This window comes from Mycolicibacterium flavescens (genome assembly GCF_001722335.1).
Lineage (GTDB): Bacteria > Actinomycetota > Actinomycetes > Mycobacteriales > Mycobacteriaceae > Mycobacterium > Mycobacterium flavescens.
The window spans coordinates 77,034-89,735 of the sequence record NZ_MIHA01000014.1; the positions used below are offsets into that span (position 1 = coordinate 77,034).

Annotated in this window: 14 protein-coding genes and 2 pseudogenes; 5 read left to right on the forward strand and 11 right to left on the reverse strand. The window is 69.9% G+C overall.

The genetic code is table 11. The features are described from left to right. Positions 1-672 carry a TetR/AcrR family transcriptional regulator gene (locus BHQ18_RS18775; RefSeq protein ID WP_069415161.1) on the reverse strand — a complete coding sequence of 224 codons (672 nt, stop codon included), beginning with the start codon at positions 670-672 and terminating at the stop codon, positions 1-3. Positions 673-812: 140 nt separating this feature from the next. Between BHQ18_RS18775 and BHQ18_RS30560 the strand changes: the two are divergent. Further along, positions 813-923 (forward strand): annotated as a pseudogene (locus tag BHQ18_RS30560) (CAP domain-containing protein); the annotation flags it as partial. Here the strand turns inward: BHQ18_RS30560 and BHQ18_RS18780 are convergent. The 8 genes and pseudogenes from BHQ18_RS18780 to BHQ18_RS18815 form a co-directional block, all read right to left on the reverse strand. After that, the gene (locus tag BHQ18_RS18780) at positions 920-1,447 is read right to left on the reverse strand and encodes a DUF2231 domain-containing protein (RefSeq protein ID WP_069415162.1); all 528 of its coding nucleotides are present in this window, start codon (positions 1,445-1,447) and stop codon (positions 920-922) included. The pseudogene BHQ18_RS30560 and the gene BHQ18_RS18780 sit on opposite strands and share 4 nt — an antisense overlap. Before the next feature lie 45 nt (positions 1,448-1,492). Continuing rightward, positions 1,493-2,290 carry an ABC transporter ATP-binding protein gene (locus BHQ18_RS18785; protein WP_109789344.1) on the reverse strand — a complete coding sequence of 266 codons (798 nt, stop codon included), beginning with the start codon at positions 2,288-2,290 and terminating at the stop codon, positions 1,493-1,495. Between the two features lies 1 nt (position 2,291). Next, positions 2,292-3,320, reverse strand: a complete 1,029-nt coding sequence (locus BHQ18_RS18790) for a taurine ABC transporter substrate-binding protein (protein ID WP_069415164.1) — start codon at positions 3,318-3,320, stop codon at positions 2,292-2,294. Beyond that, entirely contained in the window at positions 3,321-4,163 is an 843-nt protein-coding gene (locus BHQ18_RS18795) for an ABC transporter permease (RefSeq protein ID WP_069415165.1), read from the reverse strand. 147 nt (positions 4,164-4,310) lie between these two features. Continuing rightward, positions 4,311-4,927, reverse strand: a pseudogene (locus tag BHQ18_RS18800) (DUF3159 domain-containing protein). A 16-nt stretch (positions 4,928-4,943) separates the two neighbouring features. After that, a complete protein-coding gene (locus tag BHQ18_RS18805) occupies positions 4,944-6,377 on the reverse strand; it encodes an NAD(P)(+) transhydrogenase (Re/Si-specific) subunit beta (protein ID WP_069415166.1) in 1,434 nt (477 codons plus the stop codon). Beyond that, entirely contained in the window at positions 6,374-6,700 is a 327-nt protein-coding gene (locus BHQ18_RS18810; protein WP_069415167.1) for an NAD(P) transhydrogenase subunit alpha part 2, read from the reverse strand. The genes BHQ18_RS18805 and BHQ18_RS18810 overlap by 4 nt, the downstream gene beginning before the upstream one ends. Next, positions 6,700-7,812 carry a Re/Si-specific NAD(P)(+) transhydrogenase subunit alpha gene (locus BHQ18_RS18815; RefSeq protein WP_069415168.1) on the reverse strand — a complete coding sequence of 371 codons (1,113 nt, stop codon included), beginning with the start codon at positions 7,810-7,812 and terminating at the stop codon, positions 6,700-6,702. The genes BHQ18_RS18810 and BHQ18_RS18815 overlap by 1 nt, the downstream gene beginning before the upstream one ends. 129 nt (positions 7,813-7,941) lie before the next feature. On the opposite strand from BHQ18_RS18815, the gene BHQ18_RS18820 reads away from it, so the two are divergent. After that, positions 7,942-8,835 (forward strand): DUF4436 domain-containing protein, encoded by an 894-nt coding sequence (locus BHQ18_RS18820; protein ID WP_069415169.1) that lies wholly within the window; start codon positions 7,942-7,944, stop codon positions 8,833-8,835. Positions 8,836-8,889: 54 nt separating this feature from the next. Then, on the forward strand, positions 8,890-10,032 hold the full coding sequence (locus tag BHQ18_RS18825) for an acyl-CoA dehydrogenase family protein (protein WP_069415170.1): 1,143 nt from the start codon (positions 8,890-8,892) through the stop codon (positions 10,030-10,032). Between the two features lie 42 nt (positions 10,033-10,074). Here the strand turns inward: BHQ18_RS18825 and BHQ18_RS18830 are convergent, their stop codons facing one another. Together BHQ18_RS18830 and BHQ18_RS18835 are read right to left on the reverse strand one after the other, a co-directional pair. Then, complete coding sequence (locus tag BHQ18_RS18830; RefSeq protein ID WP_069415171.1) at positions 10,075-11,295, reverse strand: sensor histidine kinase; 1,221 nt, start codon at positions 11,293-11,295, stop codon at positions 10,075-10,077. Between the two features lie 3 nt (positions 11,296-11,298). Continuing rightward, a complete protein-coding gene (locus tag BHQ18_RS18835; protein WP_084294140.1) occupies positions 11,299-11,937 on the reverse strand; it encodes a response regulator in 639 nt (212 codons plus the stop codon). 170 nt (positions 11,938-12,107) lie between these two features. Here BHQ18_RS18835 and BHQ18_RS18840 point away from each other — a divergent pair, with 170 nt between their 5' ends. Together BHQ18_RS18840 and BHQ18_RS18845 are read left to right on the forward strand one after the other, a co-directional pair. After that, positions 12,108-12,356, forward strand: a complete 249-nt coding sequence (locus tag BHQ18_RS18840) for a hypothetical protein (protein WP_069415172.1) — start codon at positions 12,108-12,110, stop codon at positions 12,354-12,356. A gap of 78 nt (positions 12,357-12,434) precedes the next feature. Then, positions 12,435-12,689, forward strand: coding sequence for a hypothetical protein (locus BHQ18_RS18845; protein WP_069415173.1), 255 nt, complete (start codon positions 12,435-12,437; stop codon positions 12,687-12,689). Positions 12,690-12,702: the final 13 nt, after the last annotated feature.

A 12,702-nucleotide genomic window follows, 5' to 3' on the forward strand; every position in this document is an offset into this window, starting at 1 on the left:
TCAGGCGGTGGCGGGGTCCGGTTCGCCGGGCAGCGCGTCGACGGGCACGCCCAGCGGCGAGTCGGTGCGCACGGTCTCGTCGCGGATCAATCCGCGCAGCAGCGCGGTGCTGAACTCGATCGCGATCTCCTGGGCGGTGCGCCTGCCGTGCGGGCGCAGCCAGCGGTACGCCCCCAGCGTCATGCCGATGTAGCCCAGCGCCAGCACGTGCGAGTCGCAGTCGTAGAACTCGCCGCTGGCGATGCCGCGGTCGATGACGTCGCGCACGTGCTCGTAGACCTGGGCTTCCTTCTCCCGGATGTAGGCCACCTGCTCCTCGGTGAACCACTCCCCGATGTAGGGGCCCTCCTGGAAGTACACCGCGGCCCGCTCGATGTCGCTGGCGATGCCGACCAGCAGCCGCCGGGTGAAGTGGTAGATGGTCTCGCGCGCCGACGCCGACGGGTCGTCGTGCAGCGCGTCGACGGTGAAGTCGGCCGCGCCCTTGTAGATGTCGTAGAGGATCAGCGACTTGCTGGCGTAGTAGTGGTAGACGGTCGCCTTGTTCAGCCCGACCGCTTCGGCGACGTCGTCCATCCGGGTGCCGTGATAGCCGCGCGCGGCGAACAGTTTGGTGGCGACAGCCAACAACTCCTCGCGACGGGACATCCCGTTGGATTCCGATGGCGGCATGGCGACTCACTATAGGCAGGGGTCCGGGTGCGGCCCAGACTTTCAATCAACTGGTTGGACAGTTTAGGTGCTGGGGGTGTCGCCGCTTGAACACCGGGTCTAGACTTGCCGAAGTCCAGCCGTTATCGAGAGGTGATCAGATGGATCCGAATCCGGACTATGACGCCAGCGACGAGCTGGAATACGGGATCAACTGGTTCGCCTGGATTCTGCGCGGCGTCTACCCGCCGCCCGCCTATCCGCCGGTCTAACCCGTCACCTGCCAGCGGTGCACACCCGCACCCTGCGCGTAGGACAAGTGCCCGCCCAGTGCGCCGCCCACTGAGACGGCGGTCAACCCCAGCACGCTGAACGCGCGCGCCGCGCCGATCCTGCCCCGCTTGTACTTGCGGTAGGCGATCAGGAACGCCGCCGCGCCGACCGCGTTTCCGGCCGCGTGCAGCAACCCGACCCGGCGTTGGCGCCGGCCCAGCGTCGGAAACTCCGCGAGCCCGGCCAGCACCGCGGGCGGCGTCGCGGCCAGCCCGATCGCGATCAGCCGTCGCGCGGCCTCGCGGTCCTTGAAGACCAGGTCCAGCACCGCCGACGACATCCACGCGCCGATCGGCAGCGTGACCATCAGCGGATGCGTCGGGTGCCCCAGCCACGACCCGCGCAGTCCGCGGGCCAGCGCCCCGTCGCCGAGGACGACGTCCACCGCGCCGGCGGTGATGTCCGCGGCGGTGTCCAGCCGGTCGGCCGATTCGGGCTTCTGTAGTAGCGCGTGCATGTCCATGCCAGCCCGATTACCCGACCGGCTCGTACTGAACCGCGTGCCCGCCTACGCCGCCGCGGCCTTGACCGCGCGGCCCACCTCCGCCCGCAACGCCGCGTACTCCGGTGAGCGCCGCAGATCGTCGGCGTCGACACCGGTGCGCGGCAACTCGACGGGGATGTCGAGCGCGACCTGGCCGGGCCGGCGGGTCAGCACCACGATCCGCGAACCGAGGAACGCCGCCTCGTCGGCGCTGTGGGTGACGAACACCGTCGTGCGCCCGGTCTCGGCGCTGACCTGCCGGACGTCTTCCTGCAGCAGTTCGCGGGTCAACGCGTCGAGCGCGGCGAACGGTTCGTCGAGCAGAAACAGCGGTGTCTCGGCGGCCAGGGCCCGCGCGATCGCGACCCGCTGCTGCTGGCCGCCGCTGATCTCCCAGATCTTGCGGCCCGCGGTGCCGCCCAGGCCGACGCGCTCGAGCAGCTGGTCGCGGCGTTCGGCGCGCCGCTCGCGCGGCACACCGGCGTACTTGAGCGCCAGGTCGACGTTGCCGCCGACGGTGCGCCACGGGAACAGCCGCGGCTGTTGGAACACCACCCCGGCGGTCACCCCGGGTGTCGGCGCCTCGCCGGCCACCTGCACCGAGCCCTCGCTGGGGGTCTCGAAGCCGGCCAGCAGCCGCAGCAGCGTGCTCTTCCCGCATCCCGACGCGCCGACGAGGACCAGGAACGCACCGGGTTCCACGGTCAGGTCGACCGGGCCGAGCGCGGTGACCTCGTCGCCACCGCGCCCGTACCGGTGCCGCACCCCGCGCACCTGCACCGCTCCGGGCACCCTGTCCCGCTGTGCGGCAACCGGTTCGATGTCACTGGGTGAGGACACCCGGCAGGCCCTTGGTGTAGATCGCCTCCTGGAACTTCGTCAGCGGCGCCGCTTGGGGGATCTGCTTCTGGTCGGCCAGGAACTGCGACGCGCTCTGCAGGTTGACCGCCAGGTTGCCCGGCTCACCGTCGAAGCCGAGCCACTCGGCCGACGCCACCTCCTGCGGCGTCGGGAACCCGGTCTGCTTGAGCTGACCCGCGACTTCCTCAGGCGTCAAACCGATTTCGGCGGCGATCGCCGTGGCCGCGGCGCCGGGATCGTCGTGGATGACGTCGAGTGCGCGGGCCTGCTGCTGGCGCCACACATCGACGACCTCGGGGTGCGCCGAGGCGAACTCGTCGGACACCACCGCGAGGTCGAGGGTGGCCTTGCCGCTGCTGGCCAACTGCCGGCTGGTGATCAGGTCCTTGCCGTCGCGGCGCAGCTGATCGAGGGTCGGCAGCCACGAGTACCCGGCGTCGATGTCGCCGCGGTCGAACGCCGCCAGGATCGCCTGGGGCTGCAGGTCGACGAGCTGAACGTCGTTGGGCGACAGCCCGTTCTGGGCGAGCGCGGCCAGCAGGCTGTAGTGCGCGGTCGACGCGAACGGGGTGGCCACCCGCTTGCCCTTGAGGTCGGCGACGGTGTTCACGCCGCTGCCGTTGCGGGCCACCAGCGCCTCGTTGTCGGCGGCGACGTCCAGCACGAACGCCACCTTGTAGGGGATGTTCAGCGGCGCGGACAGTCCGCGCGCCACCGGGCTGGACCCGAGCGCGCCGAAGTCGAGTTCCTTGGCGACGAACGCGGTGTTCACATCGGCGCCGGAGTCGAACTTCGTCCACTTGATGTTGTAGTCCGGCAACGCCTCTTCCAGCCACCGGTTGTTCTTGACGATCAGATCACCGCTCGGGAAGGTCTGGTAGCCGATCCGGATCGTGGGCTTGTCCGCGGACTGCCCGGAGTTGTCGACCGAGCAGCCCGCCAGCGCCAGTGCAGCCGTGACCGCGGCCACCACAAGGGTTTTGAACTTCATCTAGATTTTTCCTCTCCAGGGGACGCTGCGCCGTTCGACCGCACGCAGGAGACCGTCGATCAGCAGACCGGAGATGCCGATCGCGAAGATCCCGACCAGCACCACCGGGGTGTTGTTGTAGTTGCTGGCGTCCTTGACCAGGCCGCCGACGCCGGGGATGCCGTTGAACAGTTCGGCCGCCACCACCGACGAGTACGCCATACCGACCGCGAGCCGGATGCCGGTGAACGTCTCCGGCAGCGCCGAGGGCACGACGACGTCGCGGATCACCTCGCGTCGCGACGCGCCGAGCGCCCGCGCGGCCTCCTGCAGTCCGACCGGCGCCGCCAGCACCGCCGTCGTCGTGGCCACCGCGGCCGGGGGCAGCGCCGCCAGCGCCAGCAGGGTGATCTTGGGCGCCTCGTCGATGCCGAACCAGATCACCAGCAGGAAGAAGTAGGCCAGCGGTGGCAGCGCCCGCAGGAACGTCAGCCACGGTTCGAGCACGCTGCGCACCCAGCCGACCGAGCCCATCACCAGGCCCAGCAGCACCCCGAGCACGACGCCGATCACCACGCCGGCCAGCACCCGCCGCAGCGTCATGTAGAGGTGCTCCCACAGCAGGTACCCCGCGTATCCGCGGACCCCGTCGTGGGTGGTGGAGATGTCGACGAAGGCGCGCCACACCGTGCTCGGATAAGGCACGAAGGTCTGGTTCCAGATCCCGCTCACCGCAACCAGTTGCCAGACGGCGAAGAACACCAGCAGCGACAGCACCGGCAGCACGGCGCGGGCCACCCGGCCGCTGCGCCGGCGGTCGGCGGCGAGGGGTTCCTCGGGGGCGAGGTCAACGAGAGTGGACACGACGGGCGACTTCCTGGGCTCAGGGGCTGCGGGTGGACGCGGGGTTCAGCGACCGCAGCAGTGAAATGTCGCGCTCACCCCGGTATTGCTACCGGGTGGTGACCCGCTCACCAAGAGCTGCGCTCATCGCGAGCAAAACTCGCGGGCTCAGGCGGAGCGGGGCAGTGCGCGCAGCGCGGTGCGGATCGCGAAGTAGATCGCCGAGGAGGTGACCAGGAAGATCGGCCAGCCCATCGCGACGCGGGCGACGGCCAGCAGGCCGGCCTGATCGGTGTCGTAGAAGTGGTACTGCACCAGGAACCGCGACCAGGACGCGGTGGCCATCACCGCCGTCGCGATGTCGAATGCCAAGCGCACCCGCGCAACCGCCGCCAGGCGCCGTCGCGGCCGGTGATCCACGCCCACACCACGCCGACCAGGGGCCGGCGCACCGCCAGCGACACCGTGAACGCGATCGCCAGCCCGAGGTACATCCAGATGCCGGGCAGGTAGAAATCCTTGGCCCGCCCGGTGATCAGCGCGACCGCCGCGCAGGCCGCGACGCCGGCGAACCCGAACAGCGCCGGTCGGGTCGACTCCTTTTGCAGCAGTTGCCAACCCAGTATCAGAGCGGCGACGCCGACGGCCGCGCCGGTGGCGGGCAGCAGCCCGAACGCGGTCGACGTCGCGGCGAACACCGCGACGGGCATTGCGGAGTACACCAACCCGCGGATGCCGCCGGCGCGGGTCAGCAGCGCCTCGACCGGCGAACGTCGTTCGGTCATGCGGGTCGGTCTACCGTCAGAGGGCTTTGAGTTCCTCGATGACCTCGCCGACGGACTTCTTGGCGTCGCCGAACAGCATCGAGGTGTGGTCGAGGAAGAACAGCGGGTTCTCGATGCCGGCGTAGCCCGAGTTCATCGACCGCTTGAGCACGATCACTGACCGCGATTCGTCGACGTTGAGGATCGGCATGCCGTGGATCGGGCTCGACGGGTCGTTGCGGGCCGCCGGGTTGGTGACGTCGTTGGCGCCGATGACGAGCGTGACATCGGTGCGGTTGAACTCACCGTTGATGTCGTCCATCTCCTTCATCGTGTCGTACTCGACGTCGGCCTCGGCCAGCAGCACGTTCATGTGCCCGGGCATGCGGCCCGCGACCGGGTGGATGGCGTATTTCACCTCTACGCCCTTGCTTTCGAGCAGGTCGGCCATCTCCTTGACGGTGTGCTGGGCCTGGGCGACGGCCAGCCCGTAACCGGGCACCACGATCACCTGGTTGGCGTAGGCCATCTGGATCGCGGCGTCGGCGGCGGAGGTGGACTTGACGGTGCCCTGGTCCCCGCCGGGCCCGGCCACCGCGGCCGCGCCGCCACCGAACGAGCCGAACACGATCGCCGGGATCGACCGGTTCATCGCCACGGCCATCAGGTTGGTCAGGATCGAGCCCGAGGCGCCGACGATCATGCCCGCAACGATCATCGCGGTGTTGTTGAGCGCCAAACCGGCTGCCGCGGCGGACAATCCGGTCAGCGCGTTGAGCAGCGAGATGACCACCGGCATGTCGGCGCCGCCGATCGGGAACACCACGAACAAGCCCATCAGGCCGGCGAGCACCAGCACCACCACGATGGTCCACGGCGCGCTGCCGACGCCGGCGTTGAGGCCGATGTAGATCGCCGCAGCGGTCGCGCCGAGCAGCAGGACGACGTTGGCGGCCTGAAACAGCTTGGCGGAGGCGACAAGCCGCTTCTCGACGTTCTTCGGGATCGACTCCTGCAGTTTGAGGAACGCCACCAGCGAACCCCAGAACGACACCGACCCGATGATCGCCGCCAGCAGCGACCCGGCGACGAGCGCGACCGTCGGGTGCTGCTCGGGGGTGAAGTGCGCGAACCCGTCGGTCTCGATGAACTCCGCCCACGCGATCAGCGCGACGGTGCCGCCGCCGACGCCGTTGAACAGCGCGACCAGCTGCGGCATCGCGGTCATCTTGGTCTTCTTCGCCGGTGGCACACCGAGAATCACGCCCAGCGCCAGACCCGCGGCGATCAGGATCCAGTTGATCGGCGCGGTGTCGCGCACCTTGATCAGCGTCGCGACCACCGCGATGGCCATACCGGTCGCGGCGATCCAGTTGCCGCGCACCGCGGTCTTGGGGCCGGTCAGCCCGGACAGGCCGAGGATGAACAGCGAGAACGCGACAATGTAGAGAACAGTGACGAGGTAGTTCACTTGTCGGCCACCTCAACGGCTTTGGGTTCGGGTTTGCGGGACTTGAACATGCCCAGCATCCGGTCGGTGACCAGGAAGCCGCCGATCACGTTGAGCGTCCCGAAGATCAGCGCGACGAACGCGATGATCCGCACGCCCCACGGCGCGTCGGCAGGCAGCTCGCCGAGCACGATCAGCGCGCCGAGCACCACGATGCCGTGGATGGCGTTGGTGCCCGACATCAGCGGGGTGTGCAAGGTGTTGGGCACCTTCGAGATCACGGCGAAACCGACGAAGCCGGCGAGCACCAGGATCGCGAGGTTGGCCAGTAACTGGTCGTACATCAGTTCTCTCCTCGGGTGACGCAGGAGGCCGCCACGACCTCGTCGTCGAAGTCCGGTGCCAGCACACCATCGGTGATCAGCAAATCCAGCAGCGAGGTCACGTTCTTCGAGTACAGCTCGCTGGCATGTTCGGGCATGGTCGCGGGCAGGTTCAGCGGCGACGAGATCGTCACCCCGTGCTTGACAACGGTGCGGCCGGGTTCGGTGAGCTCGCAGTTGCCGCCGGTCTCACCGGCCAGATCGACGACGACGCTGCCGGGCTTCATGCCCTCGACCGCCGCGGCGGTCACCAACCGCGGCGCGGGCCGGCCGGGCACCAGCGCGGTGGTGATCACCACGTCGAAGCCGGTGATCGCGCGCTCGAGTTCCTTCTGCTGCTGGGCGCGTTCCTCCTCGGACAGTTCACGCGCGTAGCCGCCCTCGCCGGCCGCTTCGATGCCGAGATCGAGCCACTGCGCGCCGACCGAGCGGACCTGGTCGGCCACCTCGGGACGCACGTCGTAACCGGTGGTGCGCGCGCCGAGGCGTTTGGCCGTGGCCAGCGCCTGCAGACCGGCCACCCCGACGCCGAGCACCAGCACCGTGGCGGGTTTGACCGTGCCCGCCGCGGTGGTGAGCATCGGGAAGAACCGCGTCGACTCCCAGGCCGCCAGCAGCACCGCCTTGTAGCCGGCGACGTTGGCCTGTGAGGACAGCGCGTCCATCACCTGCGCGCGGGAGATCCGCGGGATCGCCTCGACCGCGAAGGCCTGCACCCCGGCCTCACGCAACGCGGCGATCTGGTTGTCGGCGTCGCGCGGGGCCAAAAACCCGACCAGGGTCTGCCCGGAGCGCAACCGGGCGACCTCCTCGGCGCTCGGCGGGGCCACCTTGACCACGACGTCGGCGGCCCACGCGTCGCCGATGGTCGCGCCCGCCTCCTCGTAGAGCGCGTCGGGCAACAGCGCCCGCTCCCCCGCTCCCGATTCGACCACCACCGACAACCCGGTCTTCACCAGCGTCGCGACCGCCTTGGGGACCAGAGCGACCCGGCGTTCGTCGGCGCCGGACTCGCGCACCACCCCGACCGTCGCGGCCGCCGGACCGGCGGCTTCGGCACTCGTCTGCGTCATGACGGAACACCCTAACCGCTACCGCAGGTCACAGCTATATCGGTACGGCTCGTCGCGGAACTGGCGGGCGCGGCGTGTCGCCGACCGAGGCGCCCGGAAATCAGCGCCTGCGTCATTAGCATCCCGTGGATGCCGGCAGACGCACCGTCGAAATCCCGCAGTCGACTCCGGGCGCAACTGGCGGGTGCCGGCACCGTGCTGATCATCGTGCTTGTCTACGCCGGTTCGCTGATCGGATACCGCTACGTGTCCGGGTCCGAAGCGTCGCTGGGGCCACCCGATCTCGGCGCGAGCGAGGACACCGTCGTGCAGGTGACGCTGCACTCGATCGACACGGTCGACAGCGCGGTCGAGGCCAAGGTGGTGGTCTTCCCCGCCGAAGACCATCTGCACCCGCAGCTCAACGTCGTCAACACCGACGTCGCGGTCCGGCTGTTCCTCGACGAGGTCAACCTCGCGCAGGACCTGGAGACACCCAGCGGCCGGTTGCCCGCGGAGATGAGCACGACGATCCTCGCCGAGGGCGATCCGGACAAGTGGCCCTTCGACTCGTACCGGATCGGGCCGCTCGGCGCCGACGTCCTGGTCGGATCCGGCGACGAGCGCACATTCGAACCGGCCCGGGTCGAGGTGACCGGCACCCTGAACGGGTGGGACGTCACCAGCGTGCGCAGCGGGCCGGCGACCCAGTCGTCGGGCGAGGGTGACTACGAGACGGTGACGCTCAGCCGGGCGCGCGGCGCGCTGGCCTTCGATCTGGGCCTGTGCCTGGTGCTGATCACCCTGCCCGCGCTGGCGCTGTTCGTCTCGATCGAGATGCTGCGCGGCCGGAAGAACTTCCTGCCACCGTTCGGCACCTGGTACGCCGCGATGCTGTTCGCGATCGTGCCGATCCGCAACTTCATGCCGGGCGCCCCGCCGCCGGGGGCCTGGATCGACCAGGTGCTCGTGCTGTGGGTGCTGCTCGCGTTGACCGCGGCGATGGTGCTGTACTTCGTCGCCTGGTGGCGGCGCTGCGACTGACCGGTCCTATGGTTAGTCCTCACTGTCCGACATCCTCGACCACGGGAGGCCACGGTGGCCGTCGACCGGCTTTTACCCACCCGGGACGCCGAAGATCTGATCGCGCTGACCCGCGACATCGCCGACAAGGTGCTCGACCCGATCGTCGACGACCACGAGAAAGCCGAGACGTACCCCGAAGGGGTGTTCGCGCAGTTGGGCGCGGCGGGGCTGCTGAGCCTGCCGCAGCCCGAGGAGTGGGGCGGCGGCGGCCAGCCGTACGAGGTGTACCTGCAGGTGCTCGAGGAGATCGCGGCGCGGTGGGCGTCGGTGGCGGTGGCGGTCAGCGTGCACAGCCTGTCGTCGCACCCGCTGCTGGTGTTCGGCAGCGACGAGCAGAAGCAGCGCTGGCTGCCCGGGATGCTGTCCGGTGAGCAGATCGGCGCCTACAGCCTGTCCGAGCCGCAGGCCGGTTCGGACGCGGCGGCGCTGCAGTGCAAGGCGACCAAGGCCGACGGCGGCTATGTGCTCAACGGGTCGAAGTCGTGGATCACCCACGGCGGGCGGGCGGACTTCTACACACTGTTCGCGCGGACGGGCGAGGGCTCGAAAGGCATTTCGTGCTTTCTGGTTCCGGGCGACCTGCCCGGGCTGAGCTTCGGCAAGCCCGAGGAGAAGATGGGGCTGCACGCGGTGCCGACGACGTCGGCGTTCTACGAGGACGCGCGCCTCGACGGCGACCGGCTGATCGGCGCGGAGGGCCAGGGTCTGCAGATCGCGTTCTCGGCGCTGGATTCGGGCCGGCTCGGCATCGCCGCCGTCGCGACCGGGTTGGCGCAGGCCGCTCTCGACGAGGCCGTCGCCTACGCCAACGAGCGAACGACGTTCGGGCGCAAGATCATCGACCACCAGGGCCTCGGGTTCCTGCTCGCCGACATGGCGGCCGCCGTGGCCACCGCCCGCGCGACGTACCTCGACGCGGCCCGCCGCCGCGACCTGGACCGGCCGTACTCGCAGCAGGCCAGCGTCGCGAAGTTGACCGCCACCGACGCCGCGATGAAGGTCACCACCGACGCGGTGCAGGTGTTCGGCGGCGCCGGCTACACCCGCGACTACCGGGTCGAGCGGTACATGCGCGAGGCCAAGATCACCCAGATCTTCGAGGGCACCAACCAGATTCAGCGCCTGGTCATCGCCCGCGGCCTGGTCACCTCTTAGCCGCCGCCCCTCCAACCGCGAGCAGACGCAGAATCGCACGTTTCAGGCGCTGTCGATGCGACTCTGTGTCTGCTCGCGAGGGGAAAGTTCACCCTCGGGCGGGGAGGTGGCGATGACCGTCGTGCCCTGCCCGGGGGTGGAGCGCACCTCCATCGACCCGCCCATCGCGTCGAAGCGGGCCAGCAGCGAGCCCAGCCCGATGTGCCCGTCGGCGACGTACCGGTCGACGACCGCGGGGTCGAAACCGCACCCGTCGTCGGCGACGGTCAGCACGATGCGGTCGTGCACCCGCGACAGCGTGACGCGCACCGTCGACGCACCCGCGTGCTTGCCGATGTTGGTGAGCAGCTCGCGTGCGGCCCGGTACAGCAGCTGCTGCGAGTCCGGCTTGCCGACCTCCTCGAGGTCCGCGTCGACGACGTGCTCGCCGCGAGCCTCGAACTGCCGCACCAACTCTCGTACCGCCGGCGTCAACCCGAGCTGGGCCAGCACCTGCGGGTGCAGCTCGGTCACCGTCGAGCGCAGCGCCGCGGCGGTCTGCTGCAGCGCGGTGTAGGCCGCCTCCAGTGCGGGATCGTCGACGCGTTCGCGCGCCTCGTCGAGGTCCAGGCGGGCGGCCAGCAGCGTCTGCAGCGGCCCGTCGTGCAGGTGTTCGGCGACCTCGCGGTTGTGCCGCTCGTCGGCCTGCATCGCCTCCGACACCAACTGCCGCCGCACGTCCTGCAGTGTGATGACGCGGGCCTGCCGTCGCACCAGCACCACGCACAGCGCCGTCATCGCGACCGCCGACCACAGCAGGAAGCCGAACTGGGTGTAGACCACGTTGGGCAGGCCGACCGAGTCGTCGCGTTTGGAGTAGACGATCCACACCGCCAGGTAGGCCGCCGCGGTCCCCACGCCCAGCAGCGCGGTCAGCAGCGGCCGGTCCTGAAACGCCACCGCGATCGGCAGCAGGAAGAACACCGGCAGCAGCGCCTCGGTGGCCCCGCCGGACACCAGGCACAGCACCACCACCACCAGCACGTCGATGCCCGTCGACGCCCAGTCCGCCCACCGCGGCAGCACCGGACGCCGGGTCACGAGCACCAGCCACAGCACCGCGGCCACCGCCCACACGCCGAGCACGACGATGTAGACCTCGGGCAGCCAGTGGTCGACCTCCCACACCCACACCAGCACGCAGATCAGCGCGATCAGCGGCAGCCGCAGCACCGCGGTGACGCGCACGGGCTCGGCGGCCAGCAGACGCGTGAGACGGTCCACAGCTCAGTCCAACAGCTTGCGGCGCATCGCCTCGGCGACGGCGGCGCCGCGGTCGTTGACGCCGAGCTTCTCGTACAGACGCTGAACGTGGGTCTTGACCGTCGACGGGGCCAGAAACAGCTGCTTGGCCATCGCCGGGATGCTGACGCCCGAGGCGATCAGGTTGAGCACCTCGCGCTCGCGGGGGCTGAGCGCCGCCCGGTCGGGTTCGGCGCGCTTGCGGATCTCGCCGGCCAGCCCGGCGGCCAGGCTCGGCGCGACGACGTCGCGGCCCTTTGCGCAGTCGAGCACCGCGTTGACCAGCTCGGCGCGGCTGGACTCCTTGGGCAGAAAGCCGGCCGCGCCGTTCTGCAGCGCCTGGTAGACGATCGCGGCCTCGTCGTGCGCGGAGATCAGCAGCACCCGGGTCGGCAATTCGTCGCGGGTGACCGCGGCCGCCACCTCGGCGCCGTCCATCCCGGGCATCCGGTAGTCGAGCAACGCGACCTGCGGGCGGTGCGCGCGGATCGCCTCCAGCGCGGCGGGCCCGTCGTCGGCCTCGGCCACCACCACGATCTGGCCGCTGTTGACCAGCGCACGGACCACGCCGTCGCGGAACATCGGGTGGTCGTCGCCCACCACCACCTGCACCCGGTCAACCACGCGATCAGCTTGTCACAGCAGGCGTTCCCCCGATCGGTGGACACGCGAATCCACCGGACCATCCCCCAGCCGGTCGACAGACCGCGCCGCCGCGATGCCGCATTCTTGGTTCATCACCGGAACACACCGGCAGACAGACCGAAAAGATCACCAGCACAGGAGGATTCGACATGAACACCAACACCACCCGCCGCATCGCCCGCTTCTTCGCCCTGCCGGCCGTCGCCGCCGGGATCGCCGCCGGAGCCCTCGGCTTCGCCGGTGCCGCCAGCGCAGGCACCTACACCCAGGACATGACGCCGCGACCCGGCATCGTCGCCGGCCCGGTCGTCAAGGCGCACCCGGCCCCCGAGATGCCGGCAGGCACCCACCACCACGGGCTGGCCTACGCGCAGGATCTGGCGGCCGGCCGCCGCTGATCATCAGGACCTGAAGCCCTCCCCGACGACGTGGCACTCCCGGGGAGGGCTTCGCCCTGTGCGGCTACCGTCGGAGGTATGTCGAACATCTCGAGCAATGACCTGATCGACGACGTGGCGCCCGGCGACCTCGTCGCCGTCGACCGCGACAACAGCACCCAGGCGGCCAAGGTGGTGCACAAGGAAGCCGTCGAGGACGGGTTCCTCATCACCTACGAGGCACCCGATGCCCAGACCTTCGAGGTGCGCTACCCGGCCGGCACCCGCGTCACGCGGTCGCTGGAGTCCAAGTGGGAATCCGACCAGAGCCCGACGCCCCACAAACCCGTCTGACCGGTTGTCATAT